The following is a 23,241-nucleotide window of genomic DNA, read 5'->3' as shown; positions in this document are numbered from 1 at the left end:
CTCCATGGGGCGTTCCTCAGCGATGGCCGGCGGCCATGCGCTTCTCCAGAAGCGCGACCAGCCGGACGAGCGGCAGCAGGATGGCAAGATAGATCACCGCCGCGCCGATCAGCGGGGTCGGATTGGCGGTCAGCGCCTGCGCCTGCGTCGCCTGCTTGAGCAGGTCCGGCATGGCGACCACCGAGGCGAGCGCGGTGTCCTTCATCACGTTGATCGCGTTGGAGGTGATCGGCGGGATCACCACCCGGATCGCCTGCGGCAGCACCACGTCGGTCATGGTGCGGAAGGGCGACAGGCTGAGCGCCTTGGCCGCCTCGAACTGCCCCCTGGCGACCGCCTGGATGCCGGCGCGGAAGATTTCCGCCGAATAGGCCGCCGAGACGAGGCTCAGCGACGAGGCGGCGGCGGCGAAGGGCGAGAGCCTTATGCCGAGGAACGGCAGGGCATAATAGGTGACGACCAGCAGCACCAGGATGGGGATGGCACGGAACACGTCGATGAAGGCGACGGTGATCTGCCGGAACGGCGTCGGCGCGTAGAGCCGCAGCAGCGCCAGCAGCAAGCCGCCGGCGAAGCCGAGCACGATGGCGAGCAGGCCGAGCGTGAAGGTGACCCACAGCCCCGACAGCAGCAGCGGCAGGACGCGCACGAACACGTCCCAGTTCAGGAATGTCTCGAAGACCGACATGGGCGCTCCGGTGCGCGTTGGAAGGATGCCGGCGGCAGCGGCGCACCGGCATCGGCAGCAAGGTGGACCGGCGACTCAAAGCCGCCGGTCCACGTCGCGAGGGCTCAGAGCCTCAGCTCGGGAGCGTAGACCCGGAACGGAGGCCCGGGGCGCCGCCTCAGGGCTACGCCTCAGGGCTTCTTGGGCATGTCCAGCACGGTGAGCGTCGAGGTCTTGGGATCGGCATCGGTGCCGAACCACTTCTTGTGGAGCGTCGCCATGGTGCCGTCCTGCTTCATCCTGGTGATCTCGGCATTGACCTTGGCCGCCAGCGGGCTGTCCTTGGCGAACATCACCGAGTACTGCTCGCCGGTCGGGATGCGCTGGACCACGGCGTAGACCGGCTTGTCCTTGATGTAATAGAGCACCGCCGGAATGTCGCTGACATAGCCGTCGATACGGCCGGCGGCGAGGTCGAGCATCGCCGGGGACAGGCCTTCGTAGCGGCGGATGTCGGCGATCTTGTAGGTGTCCTTCTCCTTGGTCGCCCAGATGTCGCCGGTCGAGCCGGTGTCGACGCCGATCGCCTTGCCGTCGAGGCCGGTAAGGTCCTTGATGCCGGACTTGGCGACGACCGCCAGCGACTGGTCGCTGTCGTAATAGGGCTGGGCGAAGGACACCGATTCCAGCCGCTTCGGCGTGATGGTGATCGAGGACACGGCGGCGTCGATCTGGCCGGACTGCACGGCGGCGAACAGGCCGTTGAACGGGATGTTCACGAACTCCACCCCCGAGCCGAGGCGCTTGGCGGCCTCGGTCATCAGGTCGACCTCGAAGCCGACGGTCTTGCCGCTCTCGTCCTGGAACTCCCACGGCACGTTGCCAATATTGGCGCCGACCTTCATGTCGGCGGCGGACGCGGCACCGATCCCGAGCAGCAGGCTCGCGGCAAAGGCCCCCTTCAGGGCAAGCCCGGCGATGGTCATGTGAAACCCCTCTTCTTCAGCGCGCGGCACATTCCGTTGCGGGAAATTCGTGCCTGAGGCTGGCGGTAGGAACTGGAACGGATTAAATTGGTCAGATCGGTCTGACCAGTTCACCATGCGATCGGTTCCGGCTCCCGTCAAGCCGCGCTATGGTGGATTCGGGTTTTCCGGCGCGATTTTTGTTCAGGGGCGACGATGCAAAAAAATGAGGCAGCTTCGACGGTCGGTACCGCCGGCGATCGCGGGCCGGTACCGCGCAACGTCGTCGAGCATCTCCAGGGCCTCATCCTGCAAGGCAGCCTGAAATCGGGCGAAAGGCTGCCCTCGCAGCGCGACCTCGCCGAGCAGCTCGGGGTCAGCCGCCCATCGCTGCGCGAGGCCCTGACCATATTGGAGACCAAGGGACTGGTGACGGTGCGGGCCGGCAGCGGCGTCTTCGTCTCCCGCCCGGCCGAGCGCGGCCCGCTCTGGCGCTATGCCGACCGTTGCACGCCGCGCGACGTCTATGAGGCGCGGCTCGGCCTCGAGAGCTATGTCGCGCGACTGGCGGCGCCGCGGGTGGGACCGGCGGAAGCCTCTCGGCTGATGGAGTTCGTCGAGCGCATGGACGACGCCTATCGGCGCGACGACCTCGCGCAGATGAGCCTCATCGATGCCGGCTTCCACGACTGCATCTTCGAACTGTCCGGCAATCCGATGCTGGCGGCGATGTACCGGCCGATCCGCGAGATGGCGGAGGAAAGCCAGCGCCTGCCGATGGCCTGGCGCGAAAGGCTGGGCGAGACGCCGCGCGAGCACCGGGTGATCGCGGAGCAGCTCATCGCCCGCGATGCCGCCGGCGCCGAAGCCGCCATGCAGCAGCATGTGCGCGCCGCCGCCGCCCGCTACGGCATCTCGCTTTGACCCATTCCCTTATCTACCGCCGTACCGGAGCAGGAATCCCATGAGTGCCTATGATCTCGTCATCAAGGGTGGGCGCGTTGCGACCGCGAGCGATGTCTTCGCCAGCGACATCGGCATCAAGGACGGCCGGATCGTCGCGCTAGCCGCCGGGCTGCCGGCCGCCGACGCCGACGAGGTGATCGACGCCACCGGCCACTGGGTGCTGCCCGGCGGCATCGACAGCCATGTCCACATCGCCCAGCCCTCCGGCGAGGGCATCGTCATGGCCGACGATTTCGAGACCGGCACCCGCTCGGCGGCCTTCGGCGGCACCACCACCATCATGCCGTTCTGCCTGCAGCAGAAGGGCGAATCGCTGCGCGCCGCGCTCAAGGCCTACCAGGCCAAGGCGGAAGGCGAATGCTATGTCGACGTCTCCTTCCATCTCATCATCTCCGACCCTACCGAGCAGGTGCTCGGGCAGGAGCTGCCGGCGCTGGCGGCGGACGGCTACCCGTCCTTCAAGGTCTTCATGACCTATGAGGGCCTCGCCCTCGACGACCGGCAGATCCTCGAGGTGATGGACGTCGCCCGCCGCACCGGCGCGTTGGTGATGATCCATGCCGAGAACTACGACATGATCCGCTTCCTCACCGACCGGCTGGAGCAGGAGGGCCAGACCGCGCCGCGCTTCCACGCCACCTCACGGCCGATCGTCGCCGAGCGCGAGGCGACGCACCGCGCCATCTCGCTCGCCGAGCTTTCCGACGTGTCGCTGATGGTGGTGCATGTCTCCAATCGCGAGGCGATGGAGGAGATCCGCCGCGCCCAGGCCAAGGGCCTGAAGATCATGGGCGAGACCTGCCCGCAATATCTCGTGCTCACCGCCGACGACCTCGGCGGGCTGAACATGGAGGGGGCGAAATATGTCTGCTCGCCGCCGCCCCGCGACAGCGACAGCCAGCTCGCCTGCTGGCAGGGACTGCAGCAGGGGGTGTTCTCGGTGTTCTCCTCCGACCATTGCCCGTTCCGCTACGACGATCCGCAGGGCAAGCTGGTGCCGAAGGGCCGCACCAGCTTCCGCTGGGTGCCGAACGGCATTCCCGGCGTGGCGGCGCGGCTGCCGATCCTGTTCTCGGAAGGGGTGATGAAGGGGCGGATCGACATCAACCGCTTCGTCGCGCTGACCGCCACCAACCACGCCAAGGCCTATGGGCTCTATCCGCGCAAGGGTACCATCGCCATCGGCGCCGAGGCGGACATCGCCATCTGGAACCCCGAACTCCGGCAGACGCTGACCCACGACCTGCTGCACGATGGCTGCGACTACACGCCCTACGAGGGGCTGGAGATCACCGGCTGGCCGGTGACGACGCTGGTGCGCGGCCGCGTCGTGGTGCGCGACGGCCGGTTGGAGGGCCGCAAGGGACACGGCCTCACCCTCACCCGCCCTCTCGCGGGATAGGCCTTCCCACGAGATAAACGGGTCGTACCGCGCGACAACTCTGGATCGGCGGCCTTCCCGAAGCGTGGGGAGAGCCTCCGGCTCAGCGGGACGGCCACGCCGCGGTGCTGGCACGGACCACCAGCTCGACCGGCAGGACGATGTCCTCGGCCGACGCCTCGCCGCCAATCATGGAGAGCAGGCATTGCGCCGCATGGCGGCCGATCGCCTCGCGCGGCTGGCGGATGGTCGACAGCGCCGGCGTCATGTGGGCAACGAGCTCGATGTCGTCGAACCCCATCACCGACACGTCGCGCGGCACGGTGAGGCCGCGATGCTGCACCTCGCCGATAAAGCCGCAGGCCATGGCGTCGCTGGCGAGGAACATGGCGTCCGGCCGCTCGTCGGCGGGAAGCGCCAACCATTCGGCGCCGGCGCGGCGACCGGATTCGAGCGAGAAATCGCCCTGCAGCACCAGAGGCGGCGGCAGGCCGCGCGCTTTGAGCGCCTGCTCGGCACCGGCGAGGCGCGCCTGCGTCAGCACATTGCCCGGCGGGCCGGCGACATGGCCGATGCGCCGATGGCCGAGATCGGCGAGATGCTCGACCGCCATCGTCGCGGCGGCGCGGTTGTCGATGTTGACCCGCGGCGCGACGAGGCCGGGGATCCACTCGCAGGCCAGCACCACCGGGCGACGGCCCAGCACATCGGCCGGCAGAGCGCCGTCGAGCACGATCAGCCCGTCGGTGCGGCTCGGCTCGGCATAGCCCAGCACGGTGTCGCCGCCCGCCGTGCGGGTGTCGGCGACCAAGAGGTTGTAGCCGGCCGGCGCCAGCACCGCCGCCATGCCGGCGAGGATCTGCGAGAAGAACGGGTTCGACAAATTGGGCACCAGTGCCACCACGCCGCCGGTGCGCCGGTGGCGCAGGTTGCGCGCCGCATGGTTGAGTCGGTAGCCGGTCTGGCGGATCGCGTCCTCGACCAGCTCGCGGGTCTCGGGGCTGACGATCTGCGGATTGGACAGCACGCGGCTGACGGTAGCGGTCGACACGCCGGCGAGCCGCGCCACATCGACGATTTTCGGTCTCTGGTGCTCCATTGCCTTTCCATAGACGGGTCGCGCGCCCGCCGGCAACCCGGCGACTCTTCCGTTACGTGACCCCTCTTGAAATCGATTACATAACTCCGCTACGCTGTTTGCAACCGATCATAAAAACAAGACGGTTGGCCGGCAGGTCCGGTCGGGAGGAAACATGAAGACCATCAAGGGGCCGGGCCTGTTTCTGGCCCAGTTCATCGGTGCCGACGCGCCGTTCGACAGCTGGGATTCGATCACAAGCTGGGCCGCCGATTGCGGCTATAGCGGCGTGCAGGTTCCCACCAACGATCCCCGCATCCTCGACCTCGACCGCGCGAGCGCCTCGAAGGGCTGGTGCGAGGACTGGGCCGGGCAGGCCAAGGCGAACGGCGTCGCCGTCACCGAGCTGTCCACCCATCTGCAGGGCCAGCTGGTGGCGGTGCATCCGGCCTATGACGCGATGTTCGACGCCTTCGCGCCGGCCGCCGTGCATGGCGATCCGGCGGCGCGCCAGCAATGGGCGGTGGAACAGGTGAGGAAGGCGCTTACCGCCTCCCGGCATCTCGGCCTCACCGCCATGGTGAGCTTCTCCGGGGCGCTCGCCTGGCCCTATGTCTATCCGTGGCCGCAGCGGCCGGCCGGGCTGATCGAGGAGGCCTTCGACGAGCTGGCGCGGCGCTGGCGCCCGCTGCTCGACCATGCCGAGGAGTGCGGCGTCGACATCTGCTTCGAGATCCATCCCGGCGAGGACCTGCACGACGGCGACACGTTCGAGATGTTCCTTGAGCGCGTCGACAACCATCCCCGCGCCAAGATGCTGTACGACCCCTCGCACTACGTATTGCAGCAGCTCGATTATCTCGACCATCTCGACATCTATGCCGAGCGGATCGGCATGTTCCACGTCAAGGATGCCGAGTTCAATCCGACCGGGCGCAAGGGCGTCTATGGCGGCTACCAGCCCTGGCTGAAGCGGGCCGGGCGCTTCCGCAGCCTCGGCGACGGGCAGGTGGATTTCGGCGCCATCTTCTCCAAGCTCGCGGCGATGGATTTCGACGGCTGGGCGGTCGTCGAATGGGAATGCTGCCTGAAGCATCCCGAGGACGGCGCGCGCGAGGGCGCGGAATTCGTGAAGAGCCACATCATCCGCGTCACCGAACGCGCCTTCGACGATTTCGCCGCCGCCGGCACCGACCGCGCCGCCAACCGCCGCCTGTTGGGGCTGGACCGATGATCGCGGCCTCGCCCACCTCGGAGCACGCCCCGATCCGCCTGGGCATGGTGGGCGGCGGCTCCGGCGCCTTCATCGGCGGGGTGCACCGCATCGCCGCGCGGCTGGACGGCGAGTTCCAGCTCGTTGCCGGCGCGCTGTCCTCGACGCCGGAGAAGGCGCGCGCCTCGGCCGAGGCGCTGGGCCTCGCCCGCTCCTATGACGACTTCGCCGCCATGGCGAAAGGCGAGGCGCGACGCCGCGACGGCATCGAGGCGGTGGCCATCGTCACGCCCAATCACATGCATGCGGCGCCGGCGATCGAGTTCCTCAAGCGCGGCATCCATGTGATCTGCGACAAGCCGCTCACCGCCACCCTGGCGGAGGCGAAGAAGCTCGCGGCGGCGGCCGAAAAGTCGCGCGCGCTGTTCATCCTCACCCACAACTACACCGGCTACCCGATGGTGCGGCAGGCCCGCGCCATGGTGGAGGCCGGCGCGCTCGGCCGCCTGCGACTCGTGCAGGTGGAATATGTGCAGGACTGGCTGACCGAAGCGGCGGAGAAGTCCGGCTCGAAGCAGGCCGAATGGCGCACCGACCCGGAACGTTCCGGCGCCGGCGGCGCCACCGGCGATATCGGCACCCACGCCTATAATCTCGCCTGCTTCGTCTCCGGCCTGACGCCGCAAGCGCTGGCCGCCGATCTCACCAGCTTCGTGCCCGGCCGCGTGCTCGACGACAACGCCCATGTGCTGCTGCGCTTTGCCGGCGGCGCGAAGGGCATGCTGTGGGCGAGCCAGGTGGCGCCGGGCAATGAGAACGGCCTGCGGCTGCGCGTCTACGGCGACAAGGGCGGCCTCGATTGGGCGCAGGAGGATCCGAACCGGCTGTGGTTCACGCCGTTCGGCGCGGAAAAGCGGCTGATCACCCGCAACGGCGCCGGCGCGGGGCCGGAGGCGGCACGGGTCTCGCGCATCCCGCCCGGCCATCCGGAAGGCTATCTCGAAGCCTTCGCCAACATCTATGCCGAGGCGGCGCGGGCGATCCGCGCGCACCGCACCGGCGTGGCCCCGCCTGCCGGCATGCTCTACCCGACGCTGGCCGACGGGCTCGCCGGCATGCGTTTCGTCGCCGCCTGCGTGCAGTCCTCGAAGCGCGATGCCGCGTGGGTGACGCTATGAGCGTGGTCGCGCCCGTGCTGGAACTGGCCGGCGTGCGCAAGAGCTTTGGGCCGATCGAGATCCTGCACGGCATCGACTTCGCGCTCCATGCCGGCGAGGTGCATGCGCTGATCGGCGAGAACGGCGCCGGCAAGTCGACGATCATGAAGATCCTCGGCGGCTTCATCGCACCGAGCGCCGGCGAGGTGCGGCTCGACGGCCGACCCGCGCCCTATCACAGCGGCGCCGAGGCGGAGGCGGCCGGCGTGGTGGTGATCCACCAGGAGTTCAACCTCGCCCCCGACCTGACCGTCGCCGAGAACATCTATCTCGGGCGCGAGATCGGCCGGGTGTTCCTCGACCATCGCGCCATGCGGGCGGGCACGCAGGCGCTGCTCGACGAGCTCGACAGCCCCATTCGCCCGGAGGCGCGCATCCGCGACCTGCCGGTGTCCGACCGGCAGATGGTGGAGATCGCCAAAGCCCTCTCGCGAAAAGCGCGGGTGCTGATCATGGACGAGCCCTCCGCCGTGCTCACCTCGCGCGAGGTCGAGGTGCTGTTCCGCCAGATCGAGCGGCTGCGGGCGCAGGGCGTCGCGCTGCTCTACACCTCGCACCGGCTGGAGGAGGTGACGCGCCTCGCCGACCGCGTCACCGTGCTGCGCGACGGCGCGGTGGTGCGGCGGGCGCTGCGCGGCGAACTCACCGAGGACGGCATGGCCACCGCCATGGTCGGGCGCGACCTTGAGGATATCTATCCGCGCAAGCGCCATCACCCCGGCGAAGCGGTGCTGGAAGTACGGAATTTCTGCGTGCCGCCGCTGGTCGCCGACGTTTCCTTCGCGCTCCGGCGCGGCGAGGTGCTGGGCATTTCCGGCCTTGTCGGCTCCGGCCGCACCGAGCTCGCCGAGGGGCTGGTCGGCCTGCGCCCCGCGACCGGCGAGATCCGCCGCAACGGCGTGCCGGTGGCGATCGGCTCGGTGCGCGAGGCGGCGGCTCGGGGCATGGCCTACCTCACCGAGGATCGCAAGGAACGCGGCCTGCTGCTGGACAAGAATCTGCGCGAGAACCTGACCCTCTCGACGCTGGCCCGCTTCGGCGCGCCGTTCCTGTCGGCCGCGCGCGAGGAGGCGGCGCTCGGCAAGGCCATCGCCGATTTCGACATCCGCGCCCCGCGCCGCGACATGAAGGTCGGCAACCTCTCGGGCGGCAACCAGCAGAAGCTGCTGCTCGCCAAGACGCTGCTCGGCGATCCGGAAATCGTCATCATCGACGAGCCGACGCGCGGCATCGACGTCGGCACCAAGAGCCAGATCTACGCCTTCATCGACGCGCTGGCCGCCGAGGGCAAAAGCGTCATCGTCATCTCCTCCGATATGCCGGAGATCCTCGGCCTGTCCGACCGGGTGCTGGTGATGCGCCATGGCCGCCTCGCCGGCGAGCTTGCGGGCGAGCGCATCAGCGAGACGGCGGTGGTCCGCCTCGTCATGGGCACGGCCGAGGATGCCGCAGGGAACGCCCATCATGTCTGACGCCACGCTGCGCCCCGCCACCGGCCTGCATCTGCCCGGCCTTTCCGCCCTCGGTCCGCTGCTGGCGCTGATCCTCCTGGTGGTGCTCGGCGCCTTCCTCAACGACAATTTCCTGTCCGCTGGCAATGTCACCAATGTGCTCGCCCGCTCGGCCTTCATCGGCATGATCGCGGTCGGCATGACCTTCGTGATCACCTCCGGCGGGCTCGACCTGTCGGTCGGCTCGATGGCCGCCTTCATCGCCGGGGTGATGATCCTCGCCATGAATGCGCTCTTGCCGGGCATGGGCGTCGGCGTGCCGCTGGTGCTCGCCGGCATGGCGATCGCGCTGGCGGTTGGGCTGCTGGCCGGACTGGGCAACGGGCTGCTCGTCACCAAGGCGCGCATCGAGCCGTTCATCGTCACGCTCGGCACCATGGGCATCTTCCGCTCGCTGGTAACCTGGCTCGCCGATGGCGGCACGATCAGCCTCGATTTCGGTGTCCGGCAATTCTACCGGCCGGTCTATTATTCCGGCCTGTTCGGCGTCGCCTGGCCGATCCTGGTCTTCGCCGCCGTCGCCATCGCCGGGCAGATCGCCATGCGGCACACCCGCTTCGGGCGCTATTGCGAGGCCATCGGCTCCAACGACAAGGTGGCGCTGTATTCGGCGGTCAATGTCGACCGCATCCGGCTGCTCACCTATGTGCTGCTCGGCCTGCTCGTCGGCCTCGCCACCATCATGTATGTGCCGCGCCTCGGCTCGGCGTCGGGCTCGACCGGCATGCTGTGGGAGCTCGAGGCCATCGCCGCCGTGATCATCGGCGGCACCGCGCTCAAGGGCGGCTATGGCCGGGTCTGGGGCACGGTGGTGGGCGTGCTGATCCTCAGCCTGATCGACAACATCCTCAATCTCGCGGACCTCGTCTCGCCCTATCTCAACGGGGCGATCCAGGGCGTGATCATCGTTCTCGCTGTGGTGCTGCAGCGTGGAAAATCAGCCGCCTGAGAGCGGCGACACATGGGAGGAAGCAACATGGAACGCAGGACTTTCCTTGCCACGGCGGCCCTTGCCACCGCTGCCGCCGGGCTTTCCGTGCCGGTCGCGGCACAGGGCAAGAAGGCGATCATCGGCGTCTCGATCCCCTCGGCGACGCATGGCTTCATGGGCGGGCTGAACTGGCACGCGCAGGAGACCATCAAGCGGCTCAAGGCCACCTATCCCAACCTCGACTTCGTGCTCGCCACCGCCGGCGCGGTGGGCAAGCAGGTCAACGACATCGAGGACATGATGGCGACGCGCAACATCGACGCGCTCGTCGTGCTGCCCTTCGAATCCGAGCCGCTGACCAGCCCGGTCAAGGCGGTGAAGGAAGCCGGCAAATGGGTGACGGTGGTCGATCGCGGCCTGTCGCAGGCCGGCATCGAGGATCTCTACGTCGCCGGCGACAACACCGCCTTCGGCCGGGTGGCCGGCGAGTATTTCAAGGCCAATCTCAAGAGCGGCCAGAAGATCGTCGTGCTGCGCGGCATCCCCACCACGCTCGACAATGAGCGCGTCGATGCCTTCAAGAAGGCGATCGAGGGCTCGGGCATCGAGATCCTCGACATGCAGCACGGCAACTGGAACCGCGACAAAGCGTTCTCGGTGATGCAGGACTACCTGTCCAAGCACAAGCAGATCGACGCGGTGTGGGCGGCCGACGACGACATGGCGGTCGGCGTGCTGGAAGCGATCTCGCAGGCCGGCCGGCAGAAGGAGATGTGGGTGGTCGGCGGTGCCGGCATGAAGGAGATCGTCAAGCGCATCATGGACAAGGACCCGCAGCTGCCGGTCGACGTCACCTACCCGCCGGCGCTGATCTCCACCGCGCTGGAGATCACCGCGCTGCGCTTCGTCTCCGACACGCCGGTCTATGGCCGCTTCATCATCGGCTCGACGCTGATCACCCCGGAGAACGCCGCCCGGTTCTACTTCCCCAACAGCCCGTTCTGAACCCGTTCGCCCCGCCGCCTCACAAGCGCGGCGGGGTGCCTCCCGACGGGCTCCACTTTGCGGGGCCGGCTGCAGCCGGCCTCCGCTTCGCCGCCCCCTCGCCTCCCTCCCACGGCCGGGCGAGCATCAGGACCGCGATCCCGCTGCGCCAGCCGAAGCGGCCACCGCCCCCCGCGACGCACGAAACCCGCGCCACAGGTTCGCGATGCCGGCGGACCGCTCGCCATTCCCGGCCCCGGATGCTCAACTTTCCTTGATCAGCCGCCCTCCGCGCGCACCGGCACCGACGCCGGATCCAGCGTTCATGCCGCCTTGCGCCGCGGCACGCCAACTCATGAATGAGCGACATAGGCTTATGCGCGGTGCGCCGGGTAATCGGCCCTGCCGCCCCTCATTACGGTAGGTGACGTGAGGGGTGAGGTGCGCGGACGGTCGCGGCGACGGCAGGACCGTCGCCCTCCGCCGGCACCCGATAGCGCCGATGGAAGGTGAAATGAACGCAAGACATCTGGTCTTGTTCGCGAAGGTGATCTTGATACCCGCCCTGATGCCCGCCACGGCGCATGCGCAGGACGCCGCCACCGGCGAGCGCCTGTTCCGCCAGCGCTGCGCCTCCTGCCACACCGTGCAGCCGGGGCAGAACCGCATCGGCCCGACCTTGTCCGGCCTTGTCGGCCGCAAGGCAGGCAGCGTCGAGGGCGCCCGCTACTCGCCGAAGATGCGTGAACTCGACGTCACCTGGGACGCGGCGCGGATCGACAGCTTCATCGCCAATCCGCGCGCCATGGTGCCGGGCACGACGATGACGGTGTCGGTCGCCAATGCCGCCGACCGGGCGAACATCACCGCCTATCTCGCGGGGCTGGCGGCCGCGAACTGACTGAACCTTCATCCTCAAGCCGGGAGCGCGAGATGGCGAAACTCAACGTCAACGGGAAAGTAGTCGAGGTCGATGTCGAGGACGACACGCCTCTTCTTTGGGTCATACGCGAGCATGTCGGCCTGACCGGCACCAAATATGGCTGCGGCGTTGCCCAGTGCGGCGCCTGCACCGTGCATCTCGACGGGGTGGCGACGCGCTCCTGCGCGTTGCCGGTCAGTGCGGTGACCGAAGAGAACAGGATCGTCACCATCGAGGGGCTCGGGGCGGAGACGCCGCACCCGGTGCAGCAGGCCTGGGCCGAGCTCGACGTCGCCCAATGCGGCTACTGCCAGGTCGGCATGATCATGGCCGCCTCCTCGCTGCTGGCGCAGAACCCCAACCCCAGCGACGACGACATCCGTGCCGAGATCACCAATATCTGCCGCTGCGGAACCTATCCGCGGGTGCTGGCCGGCGTGAAGCTCGCCGCCGAACGCATGACCAATCGCGGTTGAGGGAGGCGTCGATGACCATACATGAACGGATCCATTCGCAGAGCGCCGCCGGCCGGCTCTCCCGTCGCGGCTTCCTCACCGGCGCCGGTGCCGCCGCCGGCGCCTTCAGCTTCGGCTTCTCGTTTCCGCTGCCGGTCCGCGCCGTGGCTCAGGAGGCGGCCAAGGAAACGGTCAAGGAGGTCAATGCCTGGGTGGTGATCCAGCCGGACGAGAGCGTGATCATCCGCATCGCCCGCGCCGAGATGGGACAGGGCTCGCTGACCGGCCTTGCCCAGCTGGTCGCCGAGGAACTCGACTGCGACTGGGACAAGGTGCGCTTCGAACTCGTCAAGCCGGGCGAGAACCGGCGGCGCGAGCGGGTGTGGCGCGACCAGTCCACCGGCGGCTCGCGCGCCATTCGCGGCTCGCAGGAATATGTCCGCATGGGCGGCGCCACCGCGCGGGCCATGCTGGTACAGGCAGCCGCGCAGCAATGGGGCGTGCCGGCGGCGCGATGTAGCGTCGCCAAGGGCGTCATCACCCATCAGGCGAGCGGGCGCTCCACCACCTATGGCGCGGTCGCGGCCGCTGCCAACGGCATCGCGCCGCCGACCGGCCTCACGCTGAAGGACCCGAAGGACTGGACCATTGCCGGCCAGCCGGTGAAGCGGCTCGACACGCTCGACAAGCTGAACGGTTCGCTGGTCTACGGCATGGACATCTCCATGCCCGGCATGCTGGTCGCCATTCCCAAGGCCTGCCCGGTGCATGGCGGCAAGCTGAAGAGCTTCGACGCGTCGGCGGTGTCGAACATGCGCGGCGTGAAGCATGTGCTGCGGGTCGACGACGAGACGGTGGCGGTGGTGGCCGACACCTTCTGGCGCGCCAAGACCGCGCTCGACGCCCTGCCGATCGAATGGGACAACGGGCCGAACGCCAATGTCTCCAGCGAGACCATCGCCGCGATGCTGCGCGAGGGACTGACCGCCGACACCCAGTTCGTCGGTAACCGCGTCGGCGATGCCAAGGCCGTGCTGGCCGGTGCCGGCCGGGTGATCGAGGCGGATTACGGTTTCCCCTATCAGAACCACGCGCCGATGGAGGTGATCAACGCCACGGTGCGCTGGACGCCGGAGCGCTGCGAGATGTGGGGCCCGACGCAGGTGGCCGAGGCGGCGCTCGACGCGCTGGCCGCCGCCGCCGAGCTGCCGGCCGAGGCCTGCGAAGTGCATGTCGTGCGCATCGGCGGCAGCTTCGGCCGCCGGCTGACCACGGAATACGTCACCATGGCGACCCGCATCGCCCGGCAGGTCCCCGGCACGCCGGTGAAGATGATGTGGACCCGCGAGGAGGACATGGCGCAGGGGCGCTACCACCCCGTCACCCAGTGCCGGCTGCGCGGCGCCGTGGATGCCGATGGCAATCTCGAAGCGCTGCACATGCGCATCTCCGGCCAGTCGATCATGGCCTATATGCGCCCCTCGATCATGACCGCCAATGGCGACCCCGTGACCTTCCAGGGCCTGATGCCCGGCGGGGCGGAAATGGCGATCGGCTACACCATTCCCGACCTGCTCATCGACCATGCGATGCGCAACCCGCATATCCGGCCCGGCGCCTGGCGCGGCGTCAACCTCAACCAGAACGCCGTCTATCTGGAATGCTTCATCGACGAGCTGGCGCAGGCGGCGAAGGTCGATCCGCTGGCGTTCCGCCGCAAGCTGATGGCGAACCATCCCAAGCATCTCGCCGTGCTGGAAGCCGCGGCGAAGGGCATCGGCTGGGAGACCACCAAGCCGCCGGAGGGCGTGCATCGCGGCCTCGCCCAGGTCATGGGCTTCGGCAGCTATGTGGCGGCGGCGGCCGAGGTCTCCGTCAAGGATGGCCGGCTGAAGATCCACCGCATCGTCGCGGCCACCGACCCCGGCTATGTCGTCAACCCGCAGCAGGTGGAGGCGCAGATCGCCGGCTCCTTCGTCTACGGCCTGTCCGCCATGCTGTATGGCGAGTGCACGGTGAAGGACGGGCGCATCGTCGAGGAGAACTTCGACACCTACAACGTCATGCGCCTCGACGAGATGCCGGTGGTCGAGGTGATCACCGTGCCGTCGGGCGGCTTCTGGGGCGGCGTCGGCGAACCGACCATCGCGGTCGCCGCGCCGGCGGTGCTCAACGCGGTGTTCGCCGCCACCGGCAAGCGCGTGCGCCAGCTGCCACTGAAGAACATCGACCTCAATCTGAGCTGAGGTTCCCGCGCCGGACCTGTCGCGGCAGGTCCGGCGCATCCTCATCCGTCGCCGTTCAACGCCGCCGGTATCCCGGCCGGCGAACCGCCGGGCTGTCGCCGGTCTCGGCCAAGGAGATACCATCCATGAAGAAGATCGCCGCCGGGATCGTGCTCTCGGCGCTCGCCGCCACCGGCGCGGAAGCCGAAGAGACCAAGCGCAGCCGCGTCGCGCCGCCGGCGGTGTACGACGTCGCGCCCGGCCTCGGCCATTTCACCGACGACGTGCTGTTCGGCGATGTCTGGCTGCGCACGGAGCTCGCGCCGCGCGACCGCAGCCTGATCACCGTCGCCACGCTGATCTCCACCGGCAAGACGGCGCAGATCGGCGGGCACGTCCGGCGGGCGCTCGACAACGGGGTGAAGCCCGGCGAGATCGGCGAGACGATCACCCAGCTGGCCTTCTATTCCGGCTGGCCGAATGCGATCTCCGCCGTCGCCGAGGTGAAGAAGGTGTTCGACGAGCGCGGCATCGGCCCGGTGACGGACAGCACGGCCGCTCCGCTCACCCTGGAGCCCGCCGCCGAGGCGGCACGGACGGCGGCGGTGAACAACGGCGTGGCGCCGACCGCGCCGGCGCTCGCCGAGCTGACCAACCGCGTGCTGTTCGGCGATCTCTGGCGCCGGCCGGAACTGGCGGCCCGCGATCGCAGCCTCGTCACCATGGCGGCGCTGATCGCCATCGGCCAGCCCGAGCAGCTTCCCTTCCACGCCAACCGCGCCATGGATAACGGCCTGACCCGCACCGAGGCGGCCGAGGTGCCGACGCATCTCGGCTTCTACGCCGGATGGCCGCGGGCGATGTCGGCGGTGCCGGTGCTCGAACGGGTGTTCGCCAGCCGCGAGGCGAACGCGCAGCCGGCCGCCGGCCAACCCGCCGCCGCCCCAGCCAATACCGAGCTGCGGATCGTCCGCGCCGCCCCGGAGACGGGCACTCCCGGCCCTGCCGACCGCTTCAGCGGCGAGGTGCGGGTCTCCGGCCCCTATCGCGGCGACGCGCCCGCCCGCATCGGCGGGGCGACGGTGTCCTTCGCCGCCGGCGCCCGCACGGCGTGGCACACCCATCCGCTCGGCCAGACGCTGTTCATCGTCTCCGGTCGCGGCTGGGTGCAGAAGGAGGGCAGCCCGCGCGAGGAGGTCGGCCCCGGCGACGTCGTCTGGATCCCGCCGAATGTGCGCCACTGGCACGGCGCGACCGCCGACCAACCGATGACGCATTTCGCCATCGCCGAGGCGCTCGACGGCAGCGTGGTGACCTGGATGGAGCTTGTGCCCGACGCGGCGTATCGCACAGGCTCGCCGCAGTGACGCGGCAGGGGAGCGCCGCCCTGCCGACGCTCCCCTGCCCGAGGCCGCGTCCGCGCCGTGAGTGGCCGGACGTGGCCCGCAGGCCATCCTTCCGCGTGCCGTAACGGGAGCGGAAACGACCCCACCACCGATTCCCGTCCCGTGGAGGCCCGTTCCGCGCTAGTCTCGTCCCGGCCAGCAGATCGCAGGGGTCGGGACGCGATGGAACCTTCGCCCGGTGACCCGGAGACAACCCCTCCGCCGGTAGTGGAGCCTCGCCCCGCCCGCCGACGCCGGGTGGCCCGGCTCTACGTGCTGTCCCTGCTCGGTATCGTGACCCTCGCGCTGGCTCCCCTCGCCTGCGCCCTGCTTGCCGGCCTGGTTGCCGACCTGGCCGGCTGCGCCCTCGACGAGGGCAGCGTCCATCCCTGCCTCATCGGTGGCCGCGATGTCGGCGAGTTGCTCTATACCATGGGCGTGCTCGGCTGGCTCACGCTCGCCACCTTGCCGGCCGGCGGCCTGCTGCTGCTCGTGTGGGGCGCCGTCGCGCTGCTGCATCTCGGCTGGCGCGGCATCCGGGCGACCCGCCGGGATTGACGCCACCGCCCGCGCAGGCTTGGCTGTCGGCCGAGGCCGCCCCATGTCCGGGCGCATGAACCTGACCGCCGGAAGGCAACCCAGGCGAAGTTTACATAGCCGGCTGTGTAGATTTTCCGGTATCCGGCACCAGTCACAGGTGCGTTTTCCGCCGCCCGGAGTATCGTCGAGACGTTCTATTTATCCGACGAAATGTAGATCTTTCCGTGCATTGCGGGTCTTTTGCTACTTTTTTATGACAGTCCGAACGCCTATCGCTGGGACGGAGCGTAGATTGGTGGCCCGTATCTGCCCTTGGGGAAAGCGGCGGCACCGGGCAGGACGAGGAAGTTGGTACATGCCGGATACCGGTACGACGATGCAGCAGAACGAGGACGGCAAGGCCTCCGCGCCGGAAAATCGCGAGGTCGAGCTCAAGCTGCTGACCGATCCGGCCACTCTTGCGCGGCTCGTCGAGGCTCCCGTCATCCTCCGCCATGCGACGTCCAAGGGCATCGTGCGGCGGCTGGAGGCCACCTATTACGACACGGCCGACGCCGCGATCGCCGCCGGGGGCGGCTCGTTCCGCGTCCGGCGCAGCGGCAAGCAGCATGTGCAGACGCTGAAGCTGGCGTCGCAGGCGAACCCGCTGCAGCGGCCGGAGCTGGAGGCGACGGTGCCGGACATGGCGCCGCAGCTCGACGCGCTGCCGCTCATCGATCTCGGCGCGCCGTTCGAGACGCTGCAGGCCGCCGACCTCGTCTCCGTCTTCACCACCCGCATCCGCCGCCACACCAAGACGGTGCCGTTCGGCGGCGCGGTCATCGAGATCGCCTTCGACGAGGGCGAGCTGATCGCCGGCGAGCGAACCGAGCCGGTCTGCGAGATCGAGCTGGAGCTGAAGTCGGGCGAGGCCGGGGCGCTCTACGAACTCGCCTTGTCGCTGCTGGAGCACGGCACCTTTCGCGTCGGTACCCAGAGCAAGGCGGAACGCGGCTATGCGCTCGCCTTCGGCACGCGGCCCCGCGCCGCGAAGGCTCCCGCCTCCGGCGTCGCGCCGACCGACATCGCCGACGAGGTGATCGCCAAGACCCTGATGGCCTGCCAGCGGCACATCATCGCCAATCTGGTGGCGGCCGAGCTGGGGCAGGAGACGGAAGGCGTGCATCAGCTGCGGGTCGCGCTCCGGCGCCTGCGGACGGCGATCTCGGTGTTCGGGCGGGAAATCCCCGCCTCGGCGCTGCAGAGCCTGGTCGTCGGCGCCCGCATGCTGGCCTCGGCGCTGGGACCGGCGCGCAACTGGGACGTCTTCCAGATATCGACCATCGCCGATATCGAAGGCGCGGCACTGCCCGGCATCGACTTCGCCGACATCCGCACGGCGACCGTCCCGCTGCGGGAGGCCGGCTACGCGACGGCGCGGGCGGCGCTGCTCAGCCCGGACTGCACCCATTTCCTGCTGTCGCTCGGCCGGGTGATCGAGCGGCGCAGCTGGCGCAACGACATCGGCATCGACGCGCTGGCGGTGCTGACCCAGCCGGCGCAGCACTTCGCCGGCCGGGCGCTCGGCCGCCTCAACCGCAAGGCGACGAAGCAGGGGCAGCATCTGCGCCGGCTGGAGCCGGAAGCCCGCCACGAATTGCGGCTGACCCTCAAGAAGCTGCGCTACGCCGCCGAATTCTTCCTGCCGCTGTTCGACGAGGACGAGATCGCCCAGAAATATCTGAAGCGGATGGCCCGGCTGCAGGACGTCCTCGGGATCGACAACGACGTCACCACAACCCAATCGCTGCTGCGCGAGATCGAGGCGAGCACGTCGAGCCCGCAGGTCCACCGGGCCATCGGCGCGGTCACCGGCTGGCAGGGGCGCGACCGCATCGAAATGACCAGCGTGCTGCGGCAGACCTGGCAGCTCTTCGCCGACGCCAGACCCTTCTGGTCCTGACCGGCGGGGGTTATCCCCTCTCCGGATGCCGGCGGCGAACGCCCGGCCGTGCGGATACCCGGCCCGGCCGATGCCGGGCTCCGGCACCCACGCGCCGTCACGATCTTGTCACGGGGTGAATGGGACATCTCGCGGTACTGTCGGATCGGAGCCGGGTGCCGCATGGACTATTTCAAGCGCTTCAACTTCCTGTTCGCGACGCCCGCCTTCGACGCGGACGACCTCGAAGGAGCCCGCTACAACCAGATCGTCGCCGAGATCGAGCGTTCCGGCTTCGAGGTGGTGCGGGCGCGCAACCTGGAGGAAGCCGAGGTCGCCGTGCAGACCGATGCCGCCATCGGCTGCATGATGGTGGACTGGGGCAAGAAGGGGCTGGAGGGCAAGACCGCCGCCCTCATCAACCTGATGCGCCGGCGCGGGCTCGACTTCCCGATCATCCTGCTGATCCGCCGCAAGCGCTTCGAGGACGTGCCGGTCGAGGTGCTCGACTTCATCGACGGCTATGTCTTCCTCGCCGAAGAGACCCCCGCCTTCATCGCCAAGAACCTGATCAGCCGGCTCAAGCAATATGCCGAGACGCTGAAGACGCCGTTCTTCGGCGCGCTGGTGGACTATGCCGAGGAAGGCAACCAGCTCTGGACCTGTCCCGGCCATAATGGCGGCGTGTTCTATTCGCGCAGCCCGATCGGCCGGGTGTTCATGGAACATCTGGGCGAGGCGGTGTTCCGCGACGACCTCGACAATTCGGTGCTCGACCTCGGCGACCTCCTGACCCATGAGGGCCCGGCGCTGGCGGCGCAGAAGGAGGCGGCGAAGATCTTCGGCGCCGAGAAGACCTATTTCGTGCTCAACGGCACCTCCACCTCCAACAAGGTGGCGCTCGCCGCGCTGGTCACCGATGGCGACCTGGTGCTGTTCGACCGCAACAACCACAAGGCCGCCCATCACGGCGCGCTGATGATCTCCGGCGGCATCCCTGTCTATGTGCCGACCGCGCGCAACGCCCATGGGCTGATCGGCCCGATGGACGTCGCCGCGCTGGACGAGGCCGCCCTGCGCGAGCAGATCCGCACCCATCCGCTGGTGAAGGATCCCGAGCTGTGGCAGAAGCCGCGCCCGTTCCGCGTCGCGGTGGTGGAGCAGTGCACCTATGACGGCACCATCCACAATGCCGAGATGATCCTCGCGCGGATCGGCCACCTCTGCGACTACATCCTGTTCGACGAGGCCTGGGCGGGCTTCATGAAGTTCCACCCGCTCTATGCCGGCCGCTTCGCCATGGGGCTCTCCGGGCTCGGGCCCGAGGCGCCGGGCATCATCGCCACCCAGTCGACGCACAAGCAGCTGGCGAGCTTCTCGCAGGCCTCGCAGATCCACATGAAGGACCGCCACATCAGCGGCCAGAAGCGGCGGGTGGAGCACCGGCGCTTCAACGAGAGCTTCATGCAGCACGCCTCCACCTCGCCCTTCTACCCGCTGTTCGCCTCGCTCGACGTCGGCGCGCAGATGATGAAGGGCCGCTCGGGCGAAGTGCTGTGGGACGACACGATCCGGCTGGGCATCGAGCTGCGCAAGAAGATCCGCGCCGTGCGCCGCGAGTTCGAGGAGAAGGAGCAGCGTCCCGAGCGGCGGTGGTTCTTCGAGCCCTTCGTGCCCAACCGCGTCGCCATCCCGGATGCCTCGCGCCCCGGCGCCGTGCATGAGGTGCCGTGGGAGAGCGTCGCCACCGACCTGCTCGCCACCGATCCCGCCTTCTGGCAGCTGGCGCCCGGCGCGGCCTGGCACGGCTTTCCCGGCATGGAGCCGGGCTTCGCCATGACCGACCCCAACAAGCTGACCCTGCTCACCCCCGGCTTCGACCGCGCCACCGGCAGCTATGCCGAGCACGGCATCCCGGCGCCGGTGGTGGCGCAATATCTGCGCGAGAACCGCATCGTCGCCGAGAAGAACGACCTGAACTCGCTGCTGTTCCTGCTGACGCCCGGCGTCGAGGCCAGCAAGGCGAGCACGCTGATCAGCGGGCTGGTCGCCTTCAAGAAGCTGCACGACGACAATGTGCTGCTGGAGGAGGCGATCCCGGAATTCTTCCGCCGCCGGCCCGCCCGCTATGCCGGGGTGCGGCTGCGCGACCTGTGCGGGGAGATGCACCGCTTCTTCCGCGCCGCCAATGTCAGCGCCCTGCAGGCGATGCAGTTCTCGGCCGCCCACCTGCCGCAGATCGCGCTTTCCCCGCATGAGGCGATGCGCCGGCTGGTGCGTAACGACGTCGACTACCTGCCGATCGATTCTCTCGCCGGCCGCATCGCCACGACGCCCTTCGTGGTCTATCCGCCGGGCATCGCCACCATCGTGCCCGGCGAGCGCCTGACCGAGCGCGCCCAGCCGATGATCGACTATCTCAAGATGTTCGAGGCCTGCTTCAACACGTTTCCCGGCTTCGAGGTGGAGATCCAGGGGGTCTACCGCGAGACGGATGCATCCGGCCGCGTGCGGCTGCATACTTACGTAGTCGCCGAATAGGCCCAGAGGATTCGGAATCGTTCATGGAGCAGGAGACCGCCGTCCTCGTCCGCCCGACCCGGGATGCGGATGTCGACGCCATGCTGGCCATCTATCGCCGCCACATCCGGCGCGGCATCGAGGAAGGGGTGGACGAGGGCGACACGCCGCAGCCGGACGATCTGCGCGAGCGGCGCAAGAACCTGAAGAACCGGCGCTTTCCCCATCTCGCCGCCGTCCGGGGCGACGAGGTGGTGGGCTATGCCTATGTGGTGCTGTTCCGCAAGCGACCGGCCTATCGCTACACGGTCAAGCACTCGATCTATGTGCATCACCAGCATGTCGGCGAGGGCATCGGCAGCCAGCTGCTGCGGGCGCTGATCGACGCCTGCGCGGCGGCGGGCTTCCGGCAGATGATCGGCTATATCGACGCCGACAACACCGCCTCGCTGAAGCTGCATGCCCGGTTCGACTTCGCGCGCGTCGGCCTGCTGCCGGGCGTCGCCTATCGCTACGACCGCTGGGCGGACAGCGTGATGGTGCAGCGCTCGCTCGGCTCCGGCACGACCGCTCCCCCGCCGCCGCTGCCGCTTTCCACCCGCTAGAGCATGTTCCTATCGATCCGGTGCTTCCACCTGATCGGAAAGGACTCTAGCCGGGCGGCCGGCCGATTGGGGTCGAGACGACCGCCTCCCGGCCGGAGCGCTGCCGGCCGGGCCTCAGGCGACGCGACCCCGGATCAGATGCCTAGGGCGCAACCGTCCTTGCGGGGATCGGACGCCGCGAGCAGCAGGTCGCTCTCGCCACCGCGGACGATCAGCTGGGCGCCGCCGATCGGCTCGATGGCGGCCTTGACGCGGTGGCCGCGCCCGGCGAGGTCGGCCAGCACCGCTTCCGGATAGGTCGGCTCCAGCTCCAGCTCGCCATTGAAGGCGAAGGAGCGCGGCGCGTCGATGGCGACCTGCGGATCGAGCCCGCGATCGAGCAGGCCGGAGATCAGCGCCGCCTGGCCGGCGGCCTGGTACTGGCCGCCCATGACGCCGAACACGCCGACCGCCTCGCCCTCCCGGCGCAGCAGGCCGGGAATGATGGTGTGCATCGGCCGCTTGCCGGGCGCGATGGCGTTGGGGTGGCCCTCGATCAGCCGGAACGAGCTGCCGCGCGAATGCAAGAGCACGCCGGTCGCCGGATCGATCCGCGTCGAGCCGAAGGCGTGGAAGATCGAGTTGATGAACGACACCATGTTGCCGTCGCGGTCGACGGCGCAGAGATAGACCGTGTCGGCATGCTCCGGCTCGTCCCAGTAGACCGGCGGCTGCGCGCGGCCCATGTCGATATGGGCGGCGAGGCGCCGGGCGGTCTCCGGCGCCAGCAGCGTTTCCACCGCCACGGTCATCGCCGAGGGATCGCCCAGCAGCGCGTCGCGGTTGTGATAGACGAGCTTGGTCGCCTCGGCATGCAGATGGACCCGGTCGGCGAGCGACAGTCCCTCGCCGAGGTCGAATTCCCGCAGGATGTTGAGCAGCATCAGCGCGGCGAGGCCCTGCCCGTTGGGCGGGCATTCCTCGATGGTGAGGCCGCGATAGTCGGTGGAGATCGGCGTCGTGTAGAACGCGCCGTCCGTCATCGCCGCGAAATCCTCGAGCGTGTGCAGCCCGCCGAGCCCCTTGAGATAGCGCACCAGCGACTCGGCGGTCTCGCCCTCGTAGAAGGCGGCCGCGCCCCGGCCGGCGATGTCGCGCAGGCGCCGGCCGAGCAGCGGCTGGGCATGGCGCTGGCCGGCCAGCAGCGGCTTGCCGCCGGGCAGGAAGAAGGCGCTGGCATTCTCGTCCTGCGCCAGCAGCGGCGCCTCGTCCAGCCAGTCGAAGGCGACGCGCTGGGCGATCGGATAGCCGTTCTCGGCATAGTCGACGGCGCGCGCGAACAGCCGGTCGAGCGGCAGGCTGCCATAGTCGGCATGCAGCTTCGTCCAGGCCGAGACGGCGCCGGGAACGGTGACGGCATGGGCGCTGGTACGCGGGATCTCATCGGTGAGGCCGGCGGCCTTCAGCGCCTCGACGCTCGCCGCCGCCGGGGCGCGGCCGCTGCCGTTCATCGCCACGGTCGGCTTGCCCTTCGGCGCGTAGAGCACGAAGCAGTCGCCGCCGATGCCGGTCATCGCCGGCTCGACCACGCATTGCGTCGCCACCGCGGCCAGCGCCGCGTCCATGGCGTTGCCGCCCGCCTGGAGAATCTCCAGCCCCGCCGCCGTGGCAAGCGGGTGCGACGTGGCGATGGCGGCATCGCGTGCGAACACGGTCGGGCGGGAGGGGCCGAAGAAGTCGGCGCGGCGGGTCGAGATCACGTGACGAACACCCTGT

Annotated in this window: 19 protein-coding genes; 15 read left to right on the top strand and 4 right to left on the bottom strand. The window is 69.0% G+C overall.

The genetic code is table 11. The features are described from left to right. Window positions 1-16: 16 nt before the first annotated feature. Together KHC28_RS13050 and KHC28_RS13045 are read right to left on the bottom strand one after the other, a co-directional pair. Entirely contained in the window at window positions 17-688 is a 672-nt protein-coding gene (locus KHC28_RS13050) for an amino acid ABC transporter permease (RefSeq protein ID WP_214008773.1), read from the bottom strand. Between the two features lie 170 nt (window positions 689-858). Continuing rightward, a complete protein-coding gene (locus KHC28_RS13045; RefSeq protein WP_214008772.1) occupies window positions 859-1,653 on the bottom strand; it encodes a transporter substrate-binding domain-containing protein in 795 nt (264 codons plus the stop codon). 195 nt (window positions 1,654-1,848) lie between these two features. On the opposite strand from KHC28_RS13045, the gene KHC28_RS13040 reads away from it, so the two are divergent. Then, complete coding sequence (locus KHC28_RS13040) at window positions 1,849-2,556, top strand: FadR/GntR family transcriptional regulator (RefSeq protein ID WP_214008771.1); 708 nt, start codon at window positions 1,849-1,851, stop codon at window positions 2,554-2,556. A 40-nt stretch (window positions 2,557-2,596) separates the two neighbouring features. Beyond that, complete coding sequence (gene hydA, locus KHC28_RS13035; protein WP_214008770.1) at window positions 2,597-4,000, top strand: dihydropyrimidinase; 1,404 nt, start codon at window positions 2,597-2,599, stop codon at window positions 3,998-4,000. Window positions 4,001-4,082: 82 nt separating this feature from the next. Here hydA and KHC28_RS13030 read toward each other — a convergent pair whose 3' ends face one another. Next, a complete protein-coding gene (locus KHC28_RS13030) occupies window positions 4,083-5,078 on the bottom strand; it encodes a LacI family DNA-binding transcriptional regulator (RefSeq protein ID WP_214008769.1) in 996 nt (331 codons plus the stop codon). Window positions 5,079-5,232: 154 nt separating this feature from the next. On the opposite strand from KHC28_RS13030, the gene KHC28_RS13025 reads away from it, so the two are divergent. The 13 genes from KHC28_RS13025 to KHC28_RS12965 all read left to right on the top strand — a co-directional run bounded on the left by KHC28_RS13025 (window position 5,233) and on the right by KHC28_RS12965 (window position 21,486). Next, window positions 5,233-6,291, top strand: coding sequence for a sugar phosphate isomerase/epimerase family protein (locus KHC28_RS13025; protein ID WP_214008768.1), 1,059 nt, complete (start codon window positions 5,233-5,235; stop codon window positions 6,289-6,291). After that, complete coding sequence (locus KHC28_RS13020) at window positions 6,288-7,448, top strand: Gfo/Idh/MocA family protein (protein WP_214008767.1); 1,161 nt, start codon at window positions 6,288-6,290, stop codon at window positions 7,446-7,448. The genes KHC28_RS13025 and KHC28_RS13020 overlap by 4 nt, the downstream gene beginning before the upstream one ends. Continuing rightward, window positions 7,445-8,959, top strand: a complete 1,515-nt coding sequence (locus KHC28_RS13015; protein WP_214009040.1) for a sugar ABC transporter ATP-binding protein — start codon at window positions 7,445-7,447, stop codon at window positions 8,957-8,959. The genes KHC28_RS13020 and KHC28_RS13015 overlap by 4 nt, the downstream gene beginning before the upstream one ends. Beyond that, window positions 8,952-9,947 (top strand): ABC transporter permease, encoded by a 996-nt coding sequence (locus KHC28_RS13010; RefSeq protein WP_214008766.1) that lies wholly within the window; start codon window positions 8,952-8,954, stop codon window positions 9,945-9,947. The genes KHC28_RS13015 and KHC28_RS13010 overlap by 8 nt, the downstream gene beginning before the upstream one ends. 27 nt (window positions 9,948-9,974) lie before the next feature. After that, a complete protein-coding gene (locus KHC28_RS13005) occupies window positions 9,975-10,934 on the top strand; it encodes an ABC transporter substrate-binding protein (protein ID WP_214008765.1) in 960 nt (319 codons plus the stop codon). 493 nt (window positions 10,935-11,427) lie between these two features. Next, entirely contained in the window at window positions 11,428-11,814 is a 387-nt protein-coding gene (locus KHC28_RS13000; protein ID WP_214008764.1) for a c-type cytochrome, read from the top strand. Between the two features lie 32 nt (window positions 11,815-11,846). Then, window positions 11,847-12,311, top strand: coding sequence for a (2Fe-2S)-binding protein (locus KHC28_RS12995; protein ID WP_214008763.1), 465 nt, complete (start codon window positions 11,847-11,849; stop codon window positions 12,309-12,311). Between the two features lie 11 nt (window positions 12,312-12,322). Next, window positions 12,323-14,536 (top strand): xanthine dehydrogenase family protein molybdopterin-binding subunit, encoded by a 2,214-nt coding sequence (locus KHC28_RS12990; RefSeq protein WP_214008762.1) that lies wholly within the window; start codon window positions 12,323-12,325, stop codon window positions 14,534-14,536. 125 nt (window positions 14,537-14,661) lie between these two features. Next, window positions 14,662-15,882, top strand: a complete 1,221-nt coding sequence (locus tag KHC28_RS12985) for a (R)-mandelonitrile lyase (RefSeq protein WP_214008761.1) — start codon at window positions 14,662-14,664, stop codon at window positions 15,880-15,882. Between the two features lie 276 nt (window positions 15,883-16,158). After that, the gene (locus tag KHC28_RS12980; protein ID WP_312893179.1) at window positions 16,159-16,458 is read left to right on the top strand and encodes a hypothetical protein; all 300 of its coding nucleotides are present in this window, start codon (window positions 16,159-16,161) and stop codon (window positions 16,456-16,458) included. A 337-nt stretch (window positions 16,459-16,795) separates the two neighbouring features. Continuing rightward, window positions 16,796-18,382, top strand: a complete 1,587-nt coding sequence (locus KHC28_RS12975; protein ID WP_214008760.1) for a CYTH and CHAD domain-containing protein — start codon at window positions 16,796-16,798, stop codon at window positions 18,380-18,382. A gap of 162 nt (window positions 18,383-18,544) precedes the next feature. Continuing rightward, entirely contained in the window at window positions 18,545-20,902 is a 2,358-nt protein-coding gene (locus KHC28_RS12970) for an Orn/Lys/Arg family decarboxylase (RefSeq protein ID WP_214008759.1), read from the top strand. 23 nt (window positions 20,903-20,925) lie between these two features. After that, entirely contained in the window at window positions 20,926-21,486 is a 561-nt protein-coding gene (locus tag KHC28_RS12965; protein ID WP_214008758.1) for a GNAT family N-acetyltransferase, read from the top strand. 134 nt (window positions 21,487-21,620) lie between these two features. Here the strand turns inward: KHC28_RS12965 and KHC28_RS12960 are convergent, their stop codons facing one another. After that, complete coding sequence (locus KHC28_RS12960) at window positions 21,621-23,225, bottom strand: gamma-glutamyltransferase family protein (protein ID WP_214008757.1); 1,605 nt, start codon at window positions 23,223-23,225, stop codon at window positions 21,621-21,623. Between the last annotated feature and the right edge of the window lie 16 nt (window positions 23,226-23,241).

It is taken from the genome of Ancylobacter sonchi, assembly GCF_018390695.1.
Taxonomy (GTDB): domain Bacteria; phylum Pseudomonadota; class Alphaproteobacteria; order Rhizobiales; family Xanthobacteraceae; genus Ancylobacter; species Ancylobacter sonchi.
Note: the sequence above shows the minus strand (reverse complement) of the source record. Positions and strands in the feature narration are given on the sequence as shown.

What these genes read in the sequence shown, in the direction of transcription:
- KHC28_RS12965 (WP_214008758.1), top strand. Translation starts at nt 20,926, where the DNA reads ATGGAGCAGGAGACCGCCGTCCTCGTCCGCCCGACCCGGGATGCGGAT.
- KHC28_RS13045 (WP_214008772.1), bottom strand. Translation starts at nt 1,653, where the DNA reads ATGACCATCGCCGGGCTTGCCCTGAAGGGGGCCTTTGCCGCGAGCCTG.
- KHC28_RS12995 (WP_214008763.1), top strand. Translation starts at nt 11,847, where the DNA reads ATGGCGAAACTCAACGTCAACGGGAAAGTAGTCGAGGTCGATGTCGAG.
- KHC28_RS12975 (WP_214008760.1), top strand. Translation starts at nt 16,796, where the DNA reads ATGCCGGATACCGGTACGACGATGCAGCAGAACGAGGACGGCAAGGCC.
- KHC28_RS13015 (WP_214009040.1), top strand. Translation starts at nt 7,445, where the DNA reads ATGAGCGTGGTCGCGCCCGTGCTGGAACTGGCCGGCGTGCGCAAGAGC.
- KHC28_RS13030 (WP_214008769.1), bottom strand. Translation starts at nt 5,078, where the DNA reads ATGGAGCACCAGAGACCGAAAATCGTCGATGTGGCGCGGCTCGCCGGC.
- KHC28_RS12985 (WP_214008761.1), top strand. Translation starts at nt 14,662, where the DNA reads ATGAAGAAGATCGCCGCCGGGATCGTGCTCTCGGCGCTCGCCGCCACC.
- KHC28_RS13010 (WP_214008766.1), top strand. Translation starts at nt 8,952, where the DNA reads ATGTCTGACGCCACGCTGCGCCCCGCCACCGGCCTGCATCTGCCCGGC.
- KHC28_RS13020 (WP_214008767.1), top strand. Translation starts at nt 6,288, where the DNA reads ATGATCGCGGCCTCGCCCACCTCGGAGCACGCCCCGATCCGCCTGGGC.
- KHC28_RS13050 (WP_214008773.1), bottom strand. Translation starts at nt 688, where the DNA reads ATGTCGGTCTTCGAGACATTCCTGAACTGGGACGTGTTCGTGCGCGTC.
- KHC28_RS13040 (WP_214008771.1), top strand. Translation starts at nt 1,849, where the DNA reads ATGCAAAAAAATGAGGCAGCTTCGACGGTCGGTACCGCCGGCGATCGC.
- KHC28_RS13000 (WP_214008764.1), top strand. Translation starts at nt 11,428, where the DNA reads ATGAACGCAAGACATCTGGTCTTGTTCGCGAAGGTGATCTTGATACCC.
- KHC28_RS12990 (WP_214008762.1), top strand. Translation starts at nt 12,323, where the DNA reads ATGACCATACATGAACGGATCCATTCGCAGAGCGCCGCCGGCCGGCTC.
- KHC28_RS13005 (WP_214008765.1), top strand. Translation starts at nt 9,975, where the DNA reads ATGGAACGCAGGACTTTCCTTGCCACGGCGGCCCTTGCCACCGCTGCC.
- KHC28_RS12970 (WP_214008759.1), top strand. Translation starts at nt 18,545, where the DNA reads ATGGACTATTTCAAGCGCTTCAACTTCCTGTTCGCGACGCCCGCCTTC.
- KHC28_RS13025 (WP_214008768.1), top strand. Translation starts at nt 5,233, where the DNA reads ATGAAGACCATCAAGGGGCCGGGCCTGTTTCTGGCCCAGTTCATCGGT.
- hydA (WP_214008770.1), top strand. Translation starts at nt 2,597, where the DNA reads ATGAGTGCCTATGATCTCGTCATCAAGGGTGGGCGCGTTGCGACCGCG.